We start from the raw sequence: 23,304 nt of genomic DNA on the forward strand, positions 1-23,304 counted from the left end.
GCTATCTCTCCTTTATCCAGATACCACCATCAGTCTTACTAGCGATCAATCGTGTTTCCTCCGCTAACTGACAGTCAATACGTTGATCCTTTAAATTGATTTTAACAGGTTCTCCTTGATAAAAGAGCGTAAATTTTAGTTCTTTTATTTTCTGTGGCAAGTGATTCGCTAATCGCAACCCTTGATCGTAATACAAACCAGCAAATCCGTAAATCAAGCTCAGCCAGCTTCCCCCCATATTGGCTGCGTGAATGCCATCGACAACATTTTTTTGTAAATCCGTTAAATCCATCAAAGCCGTATCCATGAAATAACGATACGCCTTCTCAGAGTCCCCAATTCGACTCGCCATCACGCTGAAAATAGAACGAGATAAGGAAGAATCATGCGTCGTTACTTGCTCGTAATAATCATAATCTTTTTTTAATTGCTCAAGACTGAAATCTCCTGTATAAAGCATTTGGGCCAAAACCGTATCGGCTTGTTTACAGACCTGATGTTTGTAGATGACCATTGGATGATAATGCAGCAGGAGAGGATACTTTTCAGCAGGTGTAGTTTCAAATGGCCAGACTGCTTGTTCTAAGAATCCATCGTCTTGCTTCGTAATCCCTCGCTGTTCATCGTAACCAAAGTACATTAAGTCGGCTGCTTGCTGCCAAGCACTAATTGTTTCTTGGTATTTACCATACCGCTGTGCTAACTCAATTGCGTAGTAAAGATTATTTTGAACCATTTTATTCGTATAAAAATTATTATTAACAAGGGCACTGTACTCATCAGGTCCAGTCACTCCATTGATGCAAAAGGCAAGCTTGCCCTCTTTTTCTACTAGATCGCCATAGCTCAACCAGAATTTCGCCGTTTCAAAAACAACATCACTGCCAACCGTTTCGATGAATGCCTGGTCGCCAGTCACTCGTTCATACAATTGGAATGCATAAACGATATCCGCATTGATATGGACTTGGGCAGTTCCCGCTGGATAATAAGCACTCGTCTCATTTCCATCAATTGTTCGCCAAGCAAACAAAGCACCCTCTTGGCTTAGCTCCTGCGCCCGTTGTTTGGCTTGCGGCAAGATCTTCCCGCGATAGGAAAGCAATGCCTTGGCTATTTCAGGGTTCGTGAAAATAAAAAATGGCAACAGATACATTTCCGTATCCCAAAAGTAATGCCCTTCATATCCCTCGCCAGTCAATCCTTTGGCTGCGAAATTTGTTCTGCCGTCTCGCCCCGCACCTTGATTCAAATGAAACAAATTGAACCGAATGCCTTTTTGAAGAACTGGATCTCCTTCGATTTGGATATCACTTGCCGCCCAAAATTGCTGATAACTTTGTTGCTGCTCTTGCAAGAGAACTTCAAAATCGGCTAACTCTTGGTTAAAAGGTGTTTCGTGATTTTGATTATCTTCAAGTAGTTTCATTTGGAAAACCGCCGTAAGCGTTTCCTCTGCTTGTAATTGCTTTTCGCCATTGATCACTCGAATTGCTATACTTCGTTGACTATTTTCAGCAGTCCAAATCGCATAATCCTGATAATCAGCTTTTCGTAAGTGATGTGCTTTACTGGCAACCCGAGGATCATCTGTTTGAACAATTGCTGCTTTTTGTTCTAACGGATGTGTCATGGAAATTGGCTCTGAGAAATTGGTGTTCTTAATTTGATACTGACAGACGTAGAGCTCACTTCGTGTCACAGAGGCAAACGACTGCATCACCAATTCAAAAGTTTTACCTAGTGGCGTTACTAGTTTATAGGATTCATCCAACACGCCTTTTTCCAAATCCAAAGTCATTTGTATAGGCTTTACTTGCCATTCTGAAGCACTAGAGTCCTCGTCACCAATCTGTAAACGTACGCCTCTTAGATTCGGCAGCTTGATGATCGTCTGATGCTCTTTGGCATAGCCGTATGCCCATTCACCGTATTGAATCGGCTCACTATCAAAAAAACCGTTAACAAAGGAGCCCGGATTCCCCCCGTAAAGCTCATTAACTTTTAAAGGATGCCCTGCCCGCACGCCAATTTGACCATTGCCAACTGCAAACAATGTTTCTAAGTATTCAGGGGTTTGATGAGAAAGTTCCTCTGCACTTACTTTAAATGAATCATTTTTCGCCATCCATTCGCACTCCTTGTAAGAAATATTTGTTGAACAGCAAGTAAATGATCACAATGGGAATGATCGTGATCACACTTGCCGCCATCGTCTGATCCCATCGTACACCACCATTTCGACTTTGGAAAGTCTGCAACCCTAGAGTCAAAGTATATTTACTTGGCGTGGTCAAATAGAGCATTGGTTTCATGAATTCATTCCAAAAGCCCATAAAAATAAAGACAGCTTGGGTTGCGATGGATGGTTTTGCTAATGGCATCACGATACGAAAGAATGTTTGAAATCTGCCGAGACCATCGATTGCCGCAGCTTCTTCCACATCTTTTGGAAAAGATAAAAAGAATTGACGCATCATAAAGATATTCCCGATGTTGATCGCAGCTGGTAAAATCAACGCTGAAAAACTATCTAACATTCCTAGATTCATCAAGATTAAGTAATTTGGAATCAACAAAACCTGAGCTGGCACCATCATCAATGCCAAAAACCCATAGTAAATTCGTTCACGCCCCGGAAAATTTAATCTTGCTAAGGCATAACCTGCCATCGTATTTAATAAAATATTGATGGTCGTTCCAATAACGGATATAATCACGGAGTTTAGAAACCAGCGCATAAACAAAGAAGAGCGCCCCAAGACATATCGAAAATTGTCTAAAGTAAACTCATTGGGGATCAAACTCATATCCCCAGAAACAATTTCTCTATAGGGTTTGAAAGATGCAGCAATTGCCCAGACAAAAGGATAAAAGGTCAGTACTGCATAAAGAATCAAGATCGTATAGAGCAAGATCTTTAAAATTTTTGTTTTCTCTTTTCCTCTCACGGACGTTACCCTCTTTCTTTGTTCAATTTTTCTGCTAAAAGTGACGTGATAAAGATAATAATTGCTAAAACGATCGCTAATGCTGCCGCATACCCCATCGTGTTCATTTGTCCAAAGGCGTATTGGTAAATCATTAGTGACAAGGTCAGAGTCGAATTGTTGGGTCCCCCTGATCCGTTCGAGAAGATATACGCCTGGTCAAACATCTGAAAGGTACCAATGATCCCCGTCAGCAGTACATAGGTAGTGATTGGGCGTAGATAAGGAATCGTGATATACCGTAATTTATCCACGGTTGTCGCACCATCGATCTCTGCTGCTTCGTACAAAGAATGAGGCAGATCAACTAAAGAAGCCAAATAGATCGTCATATAATAAGGCACGGTCGACCAGATATTCATTACCATAATCACTTTCAACGCATAGGCCGGTTCTTGTAAAAAATTGATTGGTTCTGAGTAAAATCCTAAATTCATAAATAAGTCATTGACTGGACCGTAAATATTAAAAATAAACATAAAGATGATCGTCAATGCTGAACTAGAGGTTAAAGTTGGCAAAAAATAAACCATCCGAAACAGTTTCTTCCCCTTGATTCCTTTGCTGCTTAAAATATACGCGATAATCAAAGCAAAAATCGTTTGTAACGGAACGACGACCAAGGCAAACGTGGCCGTGTTTCTAAGAGCGATTCGCGCTTTTTGATCGGTGAAGATACGTAAATAATTTTCTATCCCTTTAAAAGAAAATGTATTGGTAAACAAATTGACGTCGTTGAAAGATAGATAAAAAGCAAAGAGAACAGCTAAGACGAAAAAGATTCCTACGACAATGATTGCTGGAGCCAGAAAGAGCCACGCTTGTCGGATTTCTTGCCATTGGCTTTTTGTATAGTTAGTTTTTTTTCGTTCCATCATGTTGTCACCTTTCCCAAAAGAAAAGAGAGAGGAGTTCCTCTCCCTCGTTCAAATTCAGACTAGTTTGCTGTAATATCTGCGTTCGCTTGTTCATCAGCAGCTTCCATTGCTTCTTCAAAGGTCATGTTTCCATTTAAAGCATTCGGTAAAAAGTTTTGATAGGCTTTGTTGATCGTATCTAAAGTGGTGCCCTTTTGCCAAATCGTTGCATAATCCCAAGCCTCTAGGTGAACATTCAAGTCACTGTTTTCTGTGATTTTGGCCGCATCTGCTACATCTTGACGACTAGGTAATGTCCCGGTTCCTTCAACCCATGCTTGCATACCGCTTTGACCAGTAGCGTGTTGAATCCATTTATCTGCCAAGCCACTTTTTTCAGTCCCAACATATTTTCCCCAACCGACAGAAAACATCATTGACCCTTCCGTTCCTTTATACGTTGGCATTTCTTTTACAACAAAAGGAATATCAGGAAATTCTGTCTTAAGTGTCTCATACACCCAGTTTCCTTCATCCATGATCGCAATTTTTCCAGAACCAAAAGCTTCGCCGTTCCAACCTGTTCCGATATCTTGCGGTGTAACAGCTGCTTTCGTATCGACCAACTCTTTTAAAATCGAAAGATTATCAACTACTGCTGGATCAGCCAAATTAGCCGTCCCATCTTCATTGATTGGTTGAGCATTTTCCCGCGTTGCAAGATGATAGTTGCGAGCCATATCTTGGTTATAGCTCATGGCAAAAACATTTCCGTCACCATATGCCTCATTGATTTTTTCTTGGAACGACGGCAGCCACTCAACATACGCTTCAAGTGTGTCTGGCACTTCATCGATCGACACACCCGCTTCTTCAAAAATCGCTGTATTGAAATAGAGTGCTAAAGTTGACATATCTTTGGGAACAGCTTGCAGTTGTCCATCCGAAGTCGTAAAAGCATCGATCAAGCTATCATAAAACTGCTCACTTTCAAAATTAGCCGGATCCAGCTCTGCAAGTGTGCCATTCTCTGAGAACCATGGGAACATATAGGCATCCACGTAAAAGACATCTGGTGCCGTTCTACCAGCCATGTCAGCTTGAATTTGGGTATTATAATCGGTATATACTTTCTTTTCAACTGTTGCACCCGTTGTTTCTTCAAAAGATTGGATCATCTCATCCAACGATTTTTCTTCTGCCTCGTTGCCACCCCAAACACCGATCGTTAACGAATCCCCTGTGAAATCCGTCTGATCTGTCGAACTACTGGTGTCTTCGTTTCCCCCACAAGCTGCCAGCACCACTGCTCCAGACAATAGAAGCCCTGTTCCTACTACTTTTTTCCATCCAGTCATTTTATTTCCCCCTAAAAAGTGATTTTGATTTGTTCTTCAAGCAGATAAACCTTATCAAAAGCGATAAACTCAATCGCTTGCTCCCCATGGTTGGTGACCGTAAAACCTTCCTGTGTGACCTCAATCTTTAATGGCTGTTGGTGCCACATAATACCAAATTCAAGTGCTTCCCAAGCCTTTGGTAAATGTGGTTCGATTCTTAACTGGCCGTCTAAACAACGGACACCGCCATAGCCGAAGACCGTCATTTGCCAAATACCGCCGAGTGATGCTGCATGGATCCCTTCATTAGAAGACAGCATATTTTCTCCCATATCAATGTTGATTGCTTGTTGAAACAGATCATAAGAAAGTGCTATTTCCCCTAAATCAGCAGCGAGGATGGCATGTGTCGATAAGGATAAGGAAGAATCATGCAACGTTTTCGGCTCATAGTAATCCCAATTCAACCGTTTCTCTTCTTTTGGAAAAAGGTTCTCAAATAAGAACAAGAGCAAAAGAACATCCGCTTGTTTCGAAACTTGCATCTCGTTGACTTGTTCTAAGTTATACTCATGGAACAGTGTGCCTACCTGCGAATCATTTTTATATTTCGTGAGATCGATCTCTTTTTTCGTCAAATAGGTATCATCTTGCGGGATGATTCCCGCTTCATTCGGTTGCGGTAAATAAATAGCAGCTACTTTTGTTTGCCATTCTTGATAAGCTTCATTTAATGGTAATTTTTCAGCTAGTTTCGCAAAATGTTCTGGCTGGTTCTTTTTCAACTCTTCATACAATGAAATAGCTAATTGAATGTTCCAGTGCGCAGTATGATTCGTGAAAGCATTGTTATCGACATGCTCCTTATATTCATCTGGTCCGACTACGTCTAAAATTTCAAAGCGCTGGTTTTCTTCGGACCACTCTAAACGACTCGCCCAGAAGATCGCCGTATCAAAAATCACTTCATAACCTTTTTCCCATGCAAATTGTTGATCATTCGTTACATCAATAAATTGTTTGATGCCGTAGGTGACATCACTGGTAATATGCTGTTCAATAAATCCTGACCAAATTTTCGTTGGTAAGCCCGTAAGGATATCCGCAGCGCCCCAAACTGGCGTAGTCTCACCATCTTCAGGCCAAGCAGCTTCCCACGGAAATTGGGCGCCTTGATAGCCGTTCTCAGTAGCTTTTTTATGGGCACCAGCCAAACCTAAATAGCGATAAGTCACTAATTTTTTGGCGATTTCTGGGTGTGTGAAGGTAAAATATGGCAGCATAAAAATCTCTGTATCCCAAAAGGTATGTCCTTTGTACCCTTCCCCAGATAGGCCTTTGGCACCTATGTTCATGCGTTCGTCATGGGCTGGTGTCATCACATGAAGATGATATTTTGCAAAATGAATCGCTAATTGATCTAGTGTGTTCTCTGTCTTGATTTTGATTGGAAAGACGGACCAGACTTCTTTGTCCCATGCCGCTGCTGAAGCTTTTGCTAATTCCTGATAGCCGTTTTTGCGAATCTCTTTCAGCTCTTCAAGGGCAATCTTCTTCAAATCTTGTGGTGTCTTTCCTAAATGCTCTTTATCGATCGTGGTATAAACAGAAGAAAACTTCTCAAGCTTCAACGTCTCATTAGGTGCCAAGGTTTGCCAGTAACGATTGTAGATTTTCCGTCTTCCCATCTCGATCCGCTTCTTCGTTCCATCATAGCAATCTTCTGTTTTTTCTAGATTATGTGCTGTCGAAAGAACAAAGGCGATCTTAGATTGAGTGGTCTTTGGCATCATTTGTAAGAAACGATTTTCTGTTAATGATTTGTCACCTTCAGTAAAATGCTGCGAGCCGCTATTTGTCTTTTGTCCGTCAATACCAGAAATAATTTCCAACGTGACTTCTTTTCCTAAATTTTCGACCAGCACTTGTTGCGCAAACACATGCTTTTGGGCAAAGGAAACACATCGCTTAAAGGTCAGTTCGACATTAATCTGACCATGTTTCCATTGAAAGGAGCGCGTGAGTTCCCCAGTTCTCAAATTTAAGACACGTGAATAGTTTGAATATTTGCCTTTTGATAAATCTAATCGTTCGCCATCAAAAAGGAGCTCCATTCCAATCATATCCGGCACATTAGGAAGCTCAGTCACTTCATTTTCGTCGAATTTATTAAAGGTTCCTGCAACAAAAAGATTACGCGTTTCGCCAACATATTTCTCTTCTGTCACAGAGCGCATCCCCAGATACCCGTTGCCCAAACACATGATGGCTTCTGCTTTGCCTAACCATTTTGTATCAAAGGTCTTTTCCGTAATTTTCCAAGGGTCTTCTTTTAAATACTGCATCGCTGTCTCCATTTCTTCCTCCTATTTCTTCAGAAAACGTTTTAGTTTCTTTCAAAAATTTTTTATTTATAAAAATAGTTATTGGACCGAAACAAAAGTACAATCAAGCCCATGAAATAACTACCAATTACTAGGACAATTGCTGCGTTAAGAAACACCCATCCTACGATCAAGTGGAGTGGCGCATAGTAAGCATAATCTCTAATTATTTTTGCGGCTTGGTATTCGTTTCGCCACTTCCAAGCAATAAGACTAGCAATAGCCCAAGCAAAAATAACTAGCAAAAGTAGCGCTTGTGTATTGATCTCCAATAAAGGATTCCCTGTTAACAACTCATCGAAGGAGGTTTCGTTCATACTGATCATTCCCCTGTTTCTTATTGAACCCCACTACACTTTGTCCTAAAATGTCGTGTAACGTTTTTTTCGTACCTAGATAGAGGAAGAAAGAACCAGTGAAAAACAACCAACCGATCATTGGTAAAAAGTAGAGCAATTTTGCTACTTCCCTCATTCCTACAGTTAATATATTACGTTGATTCGTAAAAACAACGAGTTTCGCAAAATGTTTGCCAATCGTTTTCCCCTCAAAGCTACTCAAACAAATCATGTTGTAGACCACAAAGAGAAGTTGTGGCAAGACAATCGTTACTCCAGCAGGTACCATTAGGAGATAGCTAAGCATGGTACTTGGTAAAAAAATGATCATGCAATCAATCAAAAATGCTAGCAATCTTAGTAACAGCATATTTGTCCCCCTCTTTTCGAAAACCTTTTCGTTATATCCACATATTACCAGACATTTTTTCTCTATTCAAGCGTTTTCATAAAAAATAATTTTTATTTTTTCCGATTTCCTAATGGAAAATCGCGTAAACACTAAAACGTTTTAGATTGTCTGTTTTTTTGCAAGCGATTTGGTTGGGAACCAGCTTTACTTGTGATACCATGAAGCAAACACGAAAGAAGGCGATTTCTTGGATTTATGGCTTACAAATGTACAACTTGAGACGAGTTATTTAAAAGAAGGCGATTGGTCTTATGGAACCAAAACAGAAAATACAGCAATCGGGATCAATGATGGAAAAATAGCGGAGATCGTGCCGATGACCGAATGGCAGGCATCAAGCGAAGCGACGATCATTGATGGGGAAAATCAGTTATTGTTGCCAGGATTGATCGAAAAACATTGTCATTTGGACAAAAGTAAATTAGGTACTCCTTGGCGTCCAGTAACGCCGGCAGCTAGCTTGGTAGAACGATTTGAAACTGAGATTCCCCAATTAGATGCCTTGCCGTTATCGATCAAAGAACGCGGACAAGCGCTAATCGATTTAGAACTGCCTCATGGTGCGGTGATGTTCCGCTCACATATTGATATTGAACCAATGACTCAGCTGCGTTATTTTGATGCAATTACCGAATTAGTTGCCGAACAACCTTTTGGCTCGGAGTTGGTCTTATTCCCACAACATGGCTTATTGCGTTCAAATGCTGCTTCTTTGATTGAAGAAGCCTTAGCAACGGGCAAAGCTTCTTTTATTGGCGGTGTTGATCCGTATACACTCGATCAAGATTATAAAACTTCCTTACAGACAACTTTTGAACTTGCTCAAAAAGGGCATGTCGGTATTGACCTCCATCTTCATGATCGGCAAGAAGCTGGCAGAGCGACCGTCAAAGAAATGATTCGTTTGACGAAGGAATTCAATATGCAAGGAAAAGTGGCCATCAGTCACGCCTTTGGTCTAAATGACTTTGAAGGCGCAGAACGCAAAGAAGTCTTTCAAGCGTTAGCAGATTTAGAGATCCACATCATTTCAAGTATTCCCATCAGCCCTGGCACGATTCCGCCACTTAAGGAACTGCAATGCTATGGCGTTGCTGTTCATATTGGTTGCGACAACGTCTATGATTCCTGGTCTTCTCTAGGAGATGGTTCTTTACAAGAAAAACTGGCCCGCTATTTAGAGATATTTGCCGTCAAAAGTCAGGAAGACTTGACGCAAGCATTAGGTTTAGTCACGGATGGCAAAGTGCCATTGGATAAAAACGGTGCGCAGCAATGGCCTAAGGTTGGTGATTCGGCTGATTTCTTACTGACACCAGCTGCTTGTACGGCAGAATTTGTTGCCCGTAAAGGCTTCGTCAGCAAAAGTTTTTATCGAGGAACGGTTGTCTTTTCAGCTGAATAAACTATCTGATAGCAACAAAAGAAAAGCCATTGTCTGAACTCAACAGACAATGGCTTATTTCTTCCGACCTTAAAACGTTTCTCAAAAATTCCACTTCACCCAATCAGCAAATAATTCTGGCCAACGGACAACCGACGCTTCGATCCCGTATTGATCGCTGTTGGCGGTTTCCGGTGTTCCTAAACTTAGTCCATGACCGCCCCGAGGGAAAATGTGCAGCTCATAAGGTATATTAAATTTGCGCAGCTGTTCGGCAAAAAGGAGGCTGTTTTCCGCCAAGACTAATCCATCTTCTAACGTATGCCAAAGAAACGTCGGCGGTGTCTGTTCATTGACTAAAGTCTCTAAAGACAAAGCGGCTTTTTCTGTTTCATAGCGATCTGCTAATAATGAACGGAAGGAATCTTGATGCCCAAGCTCTCCACTAGACAATACTGGATAACTCAACAGTAACCCGTTAGGTCGCCATTCTTCATTGGCTCCTTGTAAAGCCTCTGCTAGAAAAGGTTGCTGCCAAGACACACCCAGATTAGCAGCTAAGTGACCACCAGCTGAAAAACCGGCAACAATGATTCTTTCAGGATCGACGTGCCAGACCTCATGATTGGTGCGCACAAGACGAACGGCAGCCGCCAATTCCTTTAGGGCTAACGGATAGACAGCCGGTTTGATACTATAATGCAACACAAAGGCTTGGAAACCAAAGCTCATCATTTTGATGGCGATAGGTTCCGCTTCACGATCCGACAACATTTCATAGCCGCCGCCAGGACAGATGATGACCGCCGGTCGGACACGATCTGGTTCCATTTCAGGAGAATTTTCGACGACATAGGTAGTTAAACTGGCTTGGCTTTCTGGTAAAAGTGCGGTTATTTTTTCATGTATCACGGATTGCGCCTCATTTCATTGTAATTTTATAGACAATTGGTTGGTCGGTTTCAATTGGTTCAAAAGTTAGTTGCAAGCCTTCATCGGTCACTTGCCAATCAACAGAATGTTCTTCGTATCCTAGAATCGTCACGGTTTGGATGATGCCGTGAAATTCTGGCAAATTTTGATCTTTAGACTGGGCCAGTGCTTGGATCCTTGCGTGTCCATTCTCAGGACTTGCCATGCCAATAGCATACAACGAATCCCCCTGAACCGTAAAGCGGAAATCCTGGCTCGTGTATGTCGTCGCCTGTGCCTCTTGAAATTGGCCTGAGACAACGGTCGTGGGTCCTTCCCCAGCTTTGCGCCATGGTTTCGCTTCATAAATGGCTTCACCGTTTACATCCAACCACGCACCGATTTCTTTTAAGATCGTTTGATCTTTTTCTGGGATCGAACCATCCCCTTTCGGCCCGATATTCAAAAGGAGATTGCCATTTTTACTGACGACTTCGATCAAATCCTGTAAAATCTCACGCGTTGGTTTGTAATCCAACGTTGTGGTATAGCACCATGAATTACGAGCGATCGCTGTATCTGTTTGCCAGTAAAAAGGTTGTGGTTCGGCAAATTTTCCCCGTTCGATCTCCACAATACCACTACCAAACATCATGGCATCGTGTTTGTAGCAGATACCAACTTTTTTGCCCCATTCAGCCCCACGATTGTAATAGTAAGCAGCGAAAAGTTGCAGGTGCTCCTTGAAGGCTTCGTGTTGGATCCACCAATCAAAATAGAGCAGCTCTGGTTGATAGTTATCGACTAATTCACAAGTTCGCAGTAGCCAATCATCTAAAAACTCTTTTGATGGATATGGCTCGCTATACAAATCTTGATTATCAGGTTCTGGCATAGCAGGCCAATAAAAGTCGCCTTTTTCTAACGGTTCCTTGATGTCGCTGTCAAATTCCTTACCGTGTCCCATAAAAAACCAATGTTCGGCACGATGAGATGATGTGCAAAAATGCAGGCCTTGTTCCTCAGCTGCTTCTTTTAATTCCGCAAGAATATCTTTTTTCGGTCCCATAACTGCCGCATTCCATTCAGACAGCTCGCTTTTGTACATCTGAAACCCATCGTGATGTTCTGCAACGGGAAAAAGATAATTGGCACCGGCTTGTTTGATCAGTCGAATCCACTCATTTGCATCGAATTTTTCTGCAGTAAACATGGGAATAAAGTCTTTGTAGCCAAAGTTTTTTTGTGGACCGTAGGTGTTGATATGGTGATCGTATTCCGGATGGTCTTTGATGTACATATTTCTGGAGTACCACTCGTTATTAAATGCAGGAACACTATACAATCCCCAATGAATGAAGACCCCGAATTTTGCTTTGGGGAACCATTCTGGTAGAACAAAAGCGCCCAATGACTGCCAATTTGGGAAAAAGGGGCCTTGGTGCGCGACTTGTTTGATTTTTTCGATCGTGATCATGGATCATCCTCCTTGTGAAAAGCAGCGAATCACTGCTATATTTTTTTCAGACAGCTAGTATCGTTATCTAGTTTTACTTAAAAAGAAAGAGAGGCAAAAAACGTCAACTCGTTTTCTGCCAGACTTTCTTCTTATGCAATTTAAGCAACCGGTTCGTACAGATTCGCTGTCATTTATTTCATAATCTCTTCTCTTGCTTTATTTTGATTCTCAGCATTTTCAATATCAACAGCCAAGACATCTTCATAACCTAAACCAATTGCGGTTTTCTGCATTTCATCTTTTAACTGTTCAAATTCTTCTTCGTTAGAAGCAAAGACCATTTTCCATGAGAATTCTTTGATCGTTGATCCGATCTGACTTCGTAGCGTAGAAATTTCAGAGCTATCTTCTGGGGTAACAAATGTAGCACCTGGTGCTACCATGATTTGATCATTTTCTTGTAAAAATTCGATGGCACTTGAAGCACCGCCCATTTGAGACGACCAGTCTTCTTTCAATGCATTAGAAGTGGCTTCTGCATACGAATCCCATTGATTGAAATTATAAGGATAGCCCGTATTTGGGTTTTCATCGATCAGCAAGACAGAGTTGAAATTCAATGCTGAACCACCGTCTTTATAACTGCCACCACCAAATTCTTCTGGTACATCTGCATCGCCATCGATCAATGCTTCTTTCCCGAAATCTGTTAATACGGGCGCACCATCTTCGCCGACTTCCCAAGTCAATCCTTCTGGACCGGAACCACCGACGGTTTGAGACGAATTCGCCATAATTCCTTCTGGGGAGTATAGCCAATCGATAAATTCAGAAATCCTTTGTGGATCATCTGCATTTGAACCGATGCCAATGAAAAGATTTCCACCGTTGACTTTAGCACCATCAGAATAATTTTTTTGATCCTTGATCGGTGCCAGCATGAACCCAACACCTTCATCCATATTTTTGGTCGTGTTGTAAGCAGATTGACCTAACCATGGGAACCACGAATACAAAACTTGGCCGCCTTGGAATTTTGAATAAAGAGTGTCATAATTTTGCGTCGTAGATTCAGGATCAACTAGCCCCATTTGATTTGCTTCATAATAAAACTTCAACGCACGCATATATTCTGAATCATCATCCAACAGCCCTTGGATATCACTACCATCAGCTCTCGCCAATGCATATCCTACTGTATTATAGCCATACATTTGGGCTAATTGAACTGCATTTGACATGGAATCACCGTCCCAATCGCTGAACAAGGAGAAGCTATAGACGCGTTTACCATCTTCGGTTGTCCCTTTGGCTTCTTGCATTTGTTGAAGGATTGGAAGCAGATCTTCCAAGGTATTCATTTCTGGATAGCCGACTTCCTTATAAAGATCCCAGCGCAAGTAAGGCCCTACATTCAAATCAAGTCCTTCAGAAGAAGTATCAGGAGCAGAAGTGGAAACCTCTGTTGGAAAACCATAAATTCCATCTTGTCCTTCATTCAAAAATTGGACAGCACCATCATACTGCTTTAAGTTCTCCATTGATTCATACAATTCGGATGATTCATACAGTAAGCCGCCTTGTACCAATTCATTGTACTCTTTTCCATTATTGATGATAATCAAATCACCTAAATCACCGGCTGCGGTACGAGTTTGATACAAGGTATCACCGTTACCTGCGACATTAGGCGCAATGATATTTAACTCAATATTGAACTTATCCTTAACTAATTCACCAAACCATCCGCCTTGGATGCCCATATAATTAGCAACACTATTGTAGACATCGATCGTTAGTGTTTCACTGTTATCATTAGAACTTTCATTCGAAGATTCATTCGATGAACCGCAGGCAGCTAACCCGAGCAAGGCTCCCCCGCATACGAGACCCATTACTGTTTTTTTCAACCATTTTTTGCTTTCCATTTGTTTTTCCCCTTCCTGTTTTGTTATTATCTACCCTTTGACCGCTCCTAACATGATTCCTTTTACAAAGTACCGTTGGAAAAGCGGATAAATAAACATAATTGGTAACACAACGATCACTGAAACGGTCATCCGAATCGATGTAGGTGTTTGTGTCGTGGCTGCCGAGGCCACACTAGATAGCGCACCGCCGGAATTTTTGACCATCTGGGCTAGTGAATTGGCTTGATTAATATAGGTATACAGCAGATATTGCAGTGAATAAAGGCTTTGATCGGTGATATAAATCAATGTATCTTGGAATGAATTCCACTGAGCAACTGCCGAAAAAATTGCAACAGTTGCTAATATCGGCATACAGTTTGGCAAAATGACTTTGAAGAAAACTTGCAGAATGTTTGCTCCATCGATTTCAGCTGCTTCCTGTAGCGACTTTGGAATCGATTCGATATAGGTTTTCACCAAAATGATATTAAATGGTTGAACAATCGCCGGCAAAATATAGACCCAAAAGTTATTTGTTAAACCAAGGGTTTTCATGGTGATGAACATTGGGATCAGTCCTGCATTAAAGTACATGCTGATAATGATAAACCGATACCAGAATTTTCTTTTCCACATTTTTTCTTGCGTGAACATGAAGCCAAGAAAAGCAGAAGCTAGTACTGTACAAGCCGTACCAATGACTGTTCGGGCAACCGATACGATGGCCGCAGCGGTCAATCCGCTTAATTGAAATACTTGTCGATAATTTTCAAAATGAATCCCTTTTGGTACAAACCGAACATCGCCTAATGCACTTAATTCGTTGTTGCTGATTGAATTAATGATCAGATAATAAAAGGGATAAGCGCAAATCAACGTGATCAAAACAAAAAATGTATAGTTTAAAATCGTAAATGCGACGTCGCCTTTGCTGCGCGCTTCTTTTGTTTTCTTTTTGGTTCGTTTTCGATTGAGATTTTCTGATAATTCCATGACTATCCCTCCTTAGATGATCGATGACCCTCTGATTTTCTTTGATGCAATATTAACGATTGCCAAAAGAGCGACGCTGACTAAACTTTTCAGCATACTGATGGCAGTTGCTAATGACAAACTATTGCCGCCAAGACCGATGTTATAGACATAGAGGTCCAACACTTGGATCGTTTCTTTATTGAAGGCATTCTGGAATACAAAGTACTGATCCATCCCGTTATTAAGCAAATTAGCAATCGACAGCATCAACATGACTAAAAACGTGGGCATCAGCGCAGGTAGCGTGATATGGCGCATCAATTGAAAGCGGCTGGCGCCGTCAATTCGTCCGGCTTCATACAATTCAGGATCGATCCCCGCAATCGCCGCTAAGTACATAATTGCTCCCCAGCCCAAACCTTTCCAGATGTTCCATAGACACATCATCAGCCACGTATGATTGCCGCTGTCTAAGAATTTGATTGGATCTGTGATCAGTCCCCACTCTTCTAGCAGTGTGTTCAATAGGCCCGTCGTAGAAAAGAGACTGAAAGCAATGGTATAAACCAACACCCAGCTAATAAAGTTGGGCAATGTAGTCAACGTCTGCACCAAACTTTTAAACCACTTCCATTTGACTTCATTTAAGAGAATTGCAAAAGCCACAGGAAAAATCGATGTAGCAATACCTAAAAAGCTCATCGCAAAAGTATTTTTCATGACTTGCACGATCTGTGCAACTTGCGTTTCACTTGAAATCAGCATGCGGAACCACTTTAATCCGACAAACTCACTTCCGGATAATCCTAACGCCGGCTTGTAATCAAACAATGAATAAATCCATCCGTGTAAAGGAAAATAAGCAAATAAAAATACTAAGCAAAGAAAAGGCAAGACACAAAGGAACATGATCTTTCCTTCTCGGTTTGCCCTCTTGCTGATAACCGGTTCTTTATTTCTTCCAATCTCCATTTTCATCCCCCTCGCATTGTAAACGCTTTACATTAATTATCCTATCATCTCATCTTCTATTTGCCATCTGACAAAAATGGACTTTGATACGTACATTTTAGACATTCTAAATAACAACTTGTCCAGAAACATTATTAAATCAGCATTTAACATAAAAAAACAATTTTGATAAGGCTTTCAAAATGCCTGATTTACATGTAAACTACAAATAACATCAACGAGGAGGAACAGTTAATGAAGTTCAAACCCGACAGTACGTTTCATCAAGTAACGACGACACTCATCCATTTCATTTTTTTAAATATTGTTTATCTTTTATTATGTTTGCCCGTCATTACCATTGGCTGGGCCACATCCGCTTTGTATGAAGTCTGCCTCAACTATGCTGATGGTGAAAGAGGCGAATTGATACCTGACTATTTTCAAGCCTTAAAAAGCAATTGGAAACCAGCAACTGTCGTATTTTTTGTCTTGCTCCTACCATTGGTAATCTTGATTTTCAGTATTAGCTTCTGGTTTTCCCTCAAGACACTCTTTGCCGGTATCGTTGGCATAGTTGCTTTGATTTTAGGCAGTTATTTCTTGATCGTGCTGATTTATAGCTTAGCATTGGTTGGTCGATATGACACGACGATCAAACAAACCCTTAAAAATGCGATGTTGCTGCCGCTGGTTGAACCACTGCGTTCAATGATGCTGTTGTTAATACTAGTGATTACCAGTGTATTATGGTTATTCGTACCGTTTTTCAGAATACTCTTTCTGATGTTCGGAATTGCTTTTGTTATCTACTGCAGTTGCTTTCTCTTATTAAAGATTTTCACCAGATATCAAGCGTGAGGATGATTGAATGAAACATTCCTTTGTAAAACACCTCAACCAGTTCTCTATTCGTCGACAGTTGTTTATTATCTATCTGCCGATTATTATTCTTTCGACCGTCACTATCGGTTTGATGTTGGTTTGGGACTCTACCAAACAATTGACTGGCAATTATCAGCATCTTACAGAGCTGAATGCTCAGCGTGTCAAATCTATTTTGTTCGATACCACTAACACTTTGACCAACTCAGCCAGCACGCTTTCTAATGATACGCATTTACGCACGATTTTGACAACTGCTTTCTCAGAAGAACAAGAAGCAGTTGATACGATTAGTGAGTATGAACGTATCGATGAAATACGTAGTTTACAAACTTCGATTGCTGATTTGACCATCTATACTACAAATGAGACGATTCCAGATTACAAGTTCTTTCGCCAAGCGGATGATGCGATCAAAGAAAGCCTCTGGTACCAACGAGCAATGAAACAGCCGGATGCTTTTTTAATGACCTCTGAACAAGAGGGGGAAATGAATCGGCTCACCTTATATAAAAATCTTCCCCTGCCGCTCTCTGAGGAAAGAGCCGTTTTAGCCATTCAAGTGGATTACAATTATTTAAGTAACCGACTTCGTAATTCTTCCTATAAATTAGAACTGCAACTGAACGATGATGTCAACTTTTACAGTGATACGATCAATCAAGTCGGGGAACCAATTCGTTTTTCAAGTGATTCTGAACTAAGTACAGCAGACACCTTTCTCAAGAAAAATGATGATCGTTTTCTGATTGCAAAAAGCACCTTACCCATGAGTAACAAAGAAGACATCATCACAATTTATAGTGCGGATACCAATGCCTATCGCAATCTACGCGCCAATCTGATCCGGTGGAGCACGATCGTTTTGGTGATTTTGATCACTACTTTCATCATCGTCTTTCTCTTTGCTCGATTCTTTACCAAACGAATCTCTCAACTGCAGCAGGCGGTCTACTTTGCCTCGATCGAGGATTATGATTTCTTTCAAAATATTAGCGGCGAAGATGAAATTTCTCAGATCTCTCTTGATTTCCATAAGATCATTCAACGAATCAAGAAAAAAGAAGAAGAGATCTACCGCTCGCGTTTGGCACAGCAAGAGCTATTGACTCAGCAGCAGCAAATGGAATTTAATATCTTAGCGGGGCAGATCAATCCCCACTTTTTGTTCAATACGTTAGAAACGATTCGCATGATGGCGCTGACTTCCGGCAATTCAGACGTAGTTTATGCCATCAAATTACTGGCAAAATCGATGCGCTATACGCTAGAAGCCCACGGGACCAAGCGAACGAGTTTAGAAGAGTCCTTAGATGCCGTTCACGTGTATGTCAAGATCCAGCGGATGCGCTTTGGCGATCGAGTCAACTTTTCCTATTCAGTCTCCAATGAGATCGACCAAAAAGAAGTCCAAATATTGCCCCTCCTGATTCAGCCATTGGTGGAAAACGCCATCTCCCATGGCTTGGAAGGCATCACCTATCCAGGATTTGTCCGTTTGACGATCACTAAAGACGGCCATGATCTGGTGATCGTGGTACAAGACAACGGCAGCGGGATACCGCCAGAAAAACTTGAACACTTGCAGCAAAAAATCAAGACGCCCTCCACCCATGCCAAAAAGAACATTGGGCTAGCCAATGTCAATCATCGGGTCAAAATGTTTTATGGACCTGAATACGGCTTAACGATCGAGAGTGTGTTGGGCAGCGGCACACAAGTCACCTTGCGGATCCACGATCTAAGCCAAGATTCATTTTCTCCTCGCTAAAACAGTAAAGCCCCCCTTCGATTCCTGTTTCAGAAATCGAAGGGGGGCTTTTGATTGATTAGAAATCCCGCACACGAACGGTTTGTTGTGGTGAAGAAGCACTGGCGTAACAGCCCACCATGATTCCAGTAAAGACACCACCGACTTCAGTAGTCAGATATTTTGTTTCTCCACTGCCTAAAGGCTGTGCTTGTCCTTGTTCATCAAGAACAGAAAAACGATAGGTTTCTTTATCGGCGCTCAGCTGCAAGGTGACCATATCTGCTGCATAAGGCAGTTTCTTTTCCACTTTCCATAAGGAACCGATTTGTCGGCGGAAAACCAGCTGCTGACTAGATGCCGTTTTTTCAAGGTAACCCTCATAGTGATGGGTGGCATTTAAGAGAACCGTCAATCCTGCTTGTCCATCCGTTAGTTGCCGACAATCAAAGGTTGCCTGAAATTGTTGCTCAAAGGCGGTTTGCCGTTGGAACACTGCGGCGAGTTTGCCTTGATCAGACAGACCCGTCTGATTAGGATGCAGCAAGAAGCCATGTGGCTCTTCTTCAATCAATGTTGGGTCCCATTCGAATAAAGTCACGTAATCAGGCTTGCTGCTCTCCTTTCGTGTTTCCTTTAGTGCTGCCGCTGTGTCTACCTGAATGGTTTCTGGTAAATGACCTTCCTCGCCAAACACCGGCCATGGGTTTGACCAGTCCACTGGCAGTAGGCATGTTTCCCGCCCTAACAAATGCCTCAAAGGATAGCTGATGGGGCGTACTGCTAGACAGACTGCCCACCAGTTGCCTTTAGTATCTTGCACGAGATCCGCATGCCCTGCGGCTTGCAGTGGCAAATTCGTACTGCGATTGGTCATCACTGGATTGTTGGGGCATGCTTCGTAGGGTCCCGTCAAGGAACGGCTGCGGGCCATGGTCAGCATATGCCCATAGGACGTTCCGCCTTCGGAGATCAACAGGTAGTAATAGCCGTCTTTTTTATACAAGTGGGGGCCTTCTGGATCAGCCGCTCCGCTGCCCGTCCAAATGTTTTGGCGCGGGCCTAGTTCTCCAGAAACCAAATCGATCGTCCGCAGATAGATCTCCTTATGGGTGCCTAAGTAATAGGTCTGTCCATCGTCATCTGCGAAAATCGTCGGGTCGATCCCAGGAGTGTCCAGCCAAATCGGGGCAGACCATTCACCGGCGATGTCATCCGTCCAGATCAGAAAGTTGCCTTCTCCTCCTTCGTTTGCGCCAACGTTGGTGCAAACGAGGTAAAAGCGGTCCTTGATAAAACGCAAGGTTGGGGCATACAGACCAAAAGCATTGGGATTTTCAGTCGATAACTGCAGCTGCTCAGGTCGCGAAAGTCCATGGCCAATCAGCTGCCAGTCTGCCAAGTTTTTACTGTGATAGATTGGTAATCCAGGAAAATATTCAAAGGTACTCGTCACCAGATAAAAGTCTTCACCGACACGGCAAATACTGGGATCTGGATGAAATCCAGGCAAAATTGGATTCGTGATGGTTCGCATGGGCATCTAGAACTCCTTTATCGTGGTTTGGTCAGCGGTCAGCTCATGGCTCGTTTTTCCAGCAGTCGTGTGAATCTGCAAGGATGCTTGCTGGATGCCAGTCAGCTTGACGATCAGTTCTTGAGCGACTCTTTCGACAGCTACCTCGCCAAGCCATTCACCGTGGTGATCATAGATAGCGGCAGCGGTCTTGTCTTGCGGATCAAAGAGATGGATCGTTGGATGTTGGGCATAGTCATAGACTGCTTTGGTTTGTTCATGGCCTTCGACAATCAGTTGATTTGGTCGGACTAACAGTGGCAAGTGGAAATAGTCATAGGTTTCTTGGTACCAGTGTCCGCCCTCGTAGGCTTTGCCAGATAAGTAGTCGATCCAATGCCCCTTCGTCTTCGGTACGTAAAAGGAGACCGTTCCTTGATCATTAAAAATGGGTGCAACTAAAAGGTGTTCCCCCAGCATGTATTGGCGATCCAAATGATGGGTCATCTCGTCTTCAGGAAACTCTAAGACCATCGCCCGCATCATCGGAATCCCCGTTTGGGCGGTTAGCACCGATTGGGCTTGCAAGTAAGGCATCAAGGACAATTTTAACTTGGTAAAGGCTTTGGCTACCGCCACGGCTTCGTCGTCATAGACCCAAGGCACTTTGTATTCCCAGCTGCCATGGTAACGGCTATGGGAAGACAGCAGACCAAATTGTGTCCAGCGCTTGTAAAGGTCTGGGGTTGAGCCAGCTTCAAACCCTGAGATATCGTGGCTCCAATACCCAAAGCCGCCTAACCCAAAGGACAGACCTGCTCGCAGTGACTCTGCCATCGATGGATAATCTGAGGTACTGTCGCCACCCCAGTGTACAGGCAAACGTTGCGAACCAACCGAAGCTGCCCGCGCAAAAACGATGGCTTCTTCTGCTCCCTTGACTTCTTTCAGCAAGTCAAAGACGACTTTATTGTATAGGTAGGCGTAATAATTGTGCATTTTTTCTGGATCAGAGCCGTCATAGTATACCGCATCGGTGGGAATCCGTTCCCCAAAATCCGTTTTGAAGCAATCCACACCCATGTCTAATAAGGCACGCAGCTTGCTATTGTACCAAGCGACCGCTTCAGGGTTGGTGAAGTCGACGATCGCCAAACCTGCTTGCCATTTGTCCCATTGCCAGACATCTCCATTGGCGCGTTTCAAAAAGTAGCCATTCGCCATTCCTTCGTCAAACAAGGGGGATTTTTGCCCAATGTAAGGATTGATCCAAACACAGATTTTCAATCCTTTGGCTTTCAAGCGCTGCAGCATTTTTTCCGGTTCTGGGAAAGTTCGTTCGTCCCACGTGAAGTTGCACCACTCGTATTCTTTCATCCATAAGCAGTCAAAATGAAAGACCTCAAGGGGAATCTCACGTTCTGCCATACCGTCTACAAAAGATGTTACGGTTTGTTCATCATAATCCGTCAAGAACGAGGTACTTAGCCACAACCCAAAGGACCACGCAGGTGGCAGCGACGGTTTCCCCGTCAAATCAGTGTAGCGCTGGATCACTTGTTTTAACTCATCACCGGCGATCACAAAGTACTGCAGCGATTGTCCTGGATTGCTGAATTGAACACGAGAAACTTTTTCACTCCCCACTTCAAATTGCACCCGGTCTGGTGAATTGACGAAGACGCCATACCCTTTATTACTTACATAAAACGGAATATTTTTGTAAGCTTGCTCCGTACCAGTGCCCCCGTCGGCATTCCAAATATCAACACTTTGGCCGTTCTTCACGAAATTTGTAAAGCGTTCCCCTAAACCATAGATCGTTTCTCCCACATCCAGGGTCAACTGTTCGCTGATATGGGTATTTGCTTGCGGATCAATCACTAAGGCTTTACTGCGAGGTTTGCTTTGGGTAATCAGCTGGTCTTTGTAATAAAACGAAGCTGTCACATTTTCCTCTTTGCTAATCACGACTTGCAAGTCTCCCGAGCGAAAAACATACGATTGCTCATCTTCTGAAATATCAGGAGTGATCGCTTCTGTCATCAATTCAAAATCGGGGGCTTTGGCTTGGACTCCCTTATAATTATAGAGGGTGATCCCAATGATATTGGTTCTAGGGGTAGTGACTTCCATCGTTAACAATCCGCCATCCAAGGTTGCCCCTTTATGCCCGACATAGCTATAAGGCAGATATAAGACCAATTTGTTTTCTTCTTTACGGGCATCGTAGACATGCACCGCAAATTTCACATCAAATCCTTCACGAAATAACCAACCGCCATCTGAAAATTTCATTTTTTTCCTCCTTGTTGGATCAATGTCAACGCCCCTAACAGACCGGAATCATTATAGTAACGACAAGTCTCAATCGGCACTTGGAAATCTGGCCAATGGGGGTTCTCATTGATTGCTTGTTTGATTATAGCTAATAGATCAGGGTTTTGGCTGATGCCGCCGCCGATCAGTATTTTTTCGGGATTCATCGTGACAGCTAGGTTGTAAATCGCAAGTGCGACATAACGTGCCCACTGTTTCAGAATCTCCTGCGTTTCAGGATCACTCGACCGCTGCTGCATGATGGTTTCGCCTAAAATCTCCTCTGATTCAGGAATCGCTTTTGCCCGTCGATAGGCAGCAATCAGTCCTCTCGTTGAAGCTAGATCATGGAGGGTCGCAAAAGAAGATGCTTGAAAATCAGTGATCATCATCCCGAATTCTCCTGCCCGAAACCCATTCCCGTGAATCAACTGGCGCTGATGAACGAGCGCGCCACCAATACCGGTACCTAATGTGATCATGACAAAATCTTGTACGTCAGTAGCATTGCCGGTCGAAAGTTCTGCTAAAGCAGCACATTTCGCATCATTTTCGATCCAGATCGGATAGGGCTTGGTTAAACGCTGCTGCAGCTCTTGTACGACAGCACAGCCGTGTAAAGGAGCCAACGCCCCCGCCATGATCGCTCGGCCATTGACTGAATCAATGAAACCAGGAAAACTCAGCCCGATCGCTTCGATAACATGCGCTTGCTCGACTTCTTGTATTTTGGCAGCTAAGGCAGCAAAAAATTCATCCCGCGTATTACTCGGGGTTTTGATTTTGCCTCGGTCCAGCCATTGATTCTTCTCGGTAAAAACCCCGAATTTGATATAGGTCCCGCCTACATCAAAGCACAGGCGTACATCTGTCATTTCTCCTCCTCCGTTCAAAAAGCGCTTACAGTTTCATCTAAATT

18 protein-coding genes are annotated in these 23,304 nt (G+C 42.7%); 3 read left to right on the plus strand and 15 right to left on the minus strand.

What is annotated here, in order from left to right; all coding sequences use genetic code 11:
* Position 1: 1 nt before the first annotated feature.
* The 7 genes from IGI84_RS12540 to IGI84_RS12570 all read right to left on the minus strand — a co-directional run bounded on the left by IGI84_RS12540 (position 2) and on the right by IGI84_RS12570 (position 8,279).
* Positions 2-2,128 (minus strand): glycoside hydrolase family 65 protein, encoded by a 2,127-nt coding sequence (locus IGI84_RS12540; RefSeq protein ID WP_220426413.1) that lies wholly within the window; start codon positions 2,126-2,128, stop codon positions 2-4.
* Positions 2,115-2,951 carry a carbohydrate ABC transporter permease gene (locus tag IGI84_RS12545; RefSeq protein ID WP_016612747.1) on the minus strand — a complete coding sequence of 279 codons (837 nt, stop codon included), beginning with the start codon at positions 2,949-2,951 and terminating at the stop codon, positions 2,115-2,117. The genes IGI84_RS12540 and IGI84_RS12545 overlap by 14 nt, the downstream gene beginning before the upstream one ends.
* A 5-nt stretch (positions 2,952-2,956) precedes the next feature.
* Positions 2,957-3,865 (minus strand): carbohydrate ABC transporter permease, encoded by a 909-nt coding sequence (locus tag IGI84_RS12550; protein WP_008380619.1) that lies wholly within the window; start codon positions 3,863-3,865, stop codon positions 2,957-2,959.
* A 62-nt stretch (positions 3,866-3,927) separates the two neighbouring features.
* Positions 3,928-5,205, minus strand: coding sequence for an extracellular solute-binding protein (locus IGI84_RS12555; RefSeq protein ID WP_194195135.1), 1,278 nt, complete (start codon positions 5,203-5,205; stop codon positions 3,928-3,930).
* Positions 5,206-5,216: 11 nt separating this feature from the next.
* A complete protein-coding gene (locus tag IGI84_RS12560) occupies positions 5,217-7,544 on the minus strand; it encodes a glycosyl hydrolase family 65 protein (RefSeq protein WP_220426414.1) in 2,328 nt (775 codons plus the stop codon).
* 50 nt (positions 7,545-7,594) lie between these two features.
* Positions 7,595-7,888 carry a hypothetical protein gene (locus IGI84_RS12565; protein WP_220426415.1) on the minus strand — a complete coding sequence of 98 codons (294 nt, stop codon included), beginning with the start codon at positions 7,886-7,888 and terminating at the stop codon, positions 7,595-7,597.
* Positions 7,866-8,279 carry an RDD family protein gene (locus IGI84_RS12570; protein WP_200125462.1) on the minus strand — a complete coding sequence of 138 codons (414 nt, stop codon included), beginning with the start codon at positions 8,277-8,279 and terminating at the stop codon, positions 7,866-7,868. Before IGI84_RS12570 ends, IGI84_RS12565 begins: the two co-directional genes overlap by 23 nt.
* 229 nt (positions 8,280-8,508) lie before the next feature.
* Here IGI84_RS12570 and IGI84_RS12575 point away from each other — a divergent pair, with 229 nt between their 5' ends.
* Complete coding sequence (locus tag IGI84_RS12575; RefSeq protein WP_220426416.1) at positions 8,509-9,726, plus strand: amidohydrolase family protein; 1,218 nt, start codon at positions 8,509-8,511, stop codon at positions 9,724-9,726.
* Between the two features lie 81 nt (positions 9,727-9,807).
* Here IGI84_RS12575 and IGI84_RS12580 read toward each other — a convergent pair whose 3' ends face one another.
* From IGI84_RS12580 to IGI84_RS12600, 5 genes are all read right to left on the minus strand, one after another.
* Complete coding sequence (locus IGI84_RS12580) at positions 9,808-10,617, minus strand: alpha/beta hydrolase (RefSeq protein ID WP_220426417.1); 810 nt, start codon at positions 10,615-10,617, stop codon at positions 9,808-9,810.
* A gap of 10 nt (positions 10,618-10,627) precedes the next feature.
* Positions 10,628-12,094: an alpha-L-fucosidase gene (locus IGI84_RS12585; RefSeq protein ID WP_220426418.1), complete on the minus strand. Its 1,467-nt coding sequence runs from the start codon at positions 12,092-12,094 to the stop codon at positions 10,628-10,630.
* A gap of 173 nt (positions 12,095-12,267) precedes the next feature.
* Positions 12,268-14,004: an ABC transporter substrate-binding protein gene (locus IGI84_RS12590; protein WP_086291761.1), complete on the minus strand. Its 1,737-nt coding sequence runs from the start codon at positions 14,002-14,004 to the stop codon at positions 12,268-12,270.
* Between the two features lie 30 nt (positions 14,005-14,034).
* The gene (locus tag IGI84_RS12595; RefSeq protein WP_086291760.1) at positions 14,035-14,982 is read right to left on the minus strand and encodes a carbohydrate ABC transporter permease; all 948 of its coding nucleotides are present in this window, start codon (positions 14,980-14,982) and stop codon (positions 14,035-14,037) included.
* Between the two features lie 12 nt (positions 14,983-14,994).
* The gene (locus IGI84_RS12600; RefSeq protein WP_015510289.1) at positions 14,995-15,936 is read right to left on the minus strand and encodes an ABC transporter permease; all 942 of its coding nucleotides are present in this window, start codon (positions 15,934-15,936) and stop codon (positions 14,995-14,997) included.
* Positions 15,937-16,170: 234 nt separating this feature from the next.
* Between IGI84_RS12600 and IGI84_RS12605 the strand changes: the two genes are divergently transcribed.
* Together IGI84_RS12605 and IGI84_RS12610 are read left to right on the plus strand one after the other, a co-directional pair.
* Positions 16,171-16,776: a YesL family protein gene (locus IGI84_RS12605; RefSeq protein WP_086291759.1), complete on the plus strand. Its 606-nt coding sequence runs from the start codon at positions 16,171-16,173 to the stop codon at positions 16,774-16,776.
* Between the two features lie 10 nt (positions 16,777-16,786).
* A complete protein-coding gene (locus IGI84_RS12610) occupies positions 16,787-18,571 on the plus strand; it encodes a histidine kinase (protein ID WP_220426419.1) in 1,785 nt (594 codons plus the stop codon).
* A 58-nt stretch (positions 18,572-18,629) separates the two neighbouring features.
* Here IGI84_RS12610 and IGI84_RS12615 read toward each other — a convergent pair whose 3' ends face one another.
* From IGI84_RS12615 to IGI84_RS12625, 3 genes are read right to left on the minus strand one after another with little or no spacing between them, the layout of a single operon-like run.
* The gene (locus IGI84_RS12615; RefSeq protein ID WP_220426420.1) at positions 18,630-20,093 is read right to left on the minus strand and encodes a glycoside hydrolase family 43 protein; all 1,464 of its coding nucleotides are present in this window, start codon (positions 20,091-20,093) and stop codon (positions 18,630-18,632) included.
* Positions 20,094-22,364 (minus strand): alpha-xylosidase, encoded by a 2,271-nt coding sequence (gene yicI, locus IGI84_RS12620; protein ID WP_194195144.1) that lies wholly within the window; start codon positions 22,362-22,364, stop codon positions 20,094-20,096.
* Entirely contained in the window at positions 22,361-23,260 is a 900-nt protein-coding gene (locus tag IGI84_RS12625) for an ROK family protein (protein ID WP_096741644.1), read from the minus strand. The genes yicI and IGI84_RS12625 overlap by 4 nt, the downstream gene beginning before the upstream one ends.
* Positions 23,261-23,304 lie beyond the last annotated feature (44 nt).

The sequence above is a fragment of the Enterococcus sp. DIV0008 genome (assembly GCF_050542615.1).
Lineage (GTDB): Bacteria > Bacillota > Bacilli > Lactobacillales > Enterococcaceae > Enterococcus_D > Enterococcus_D innesii.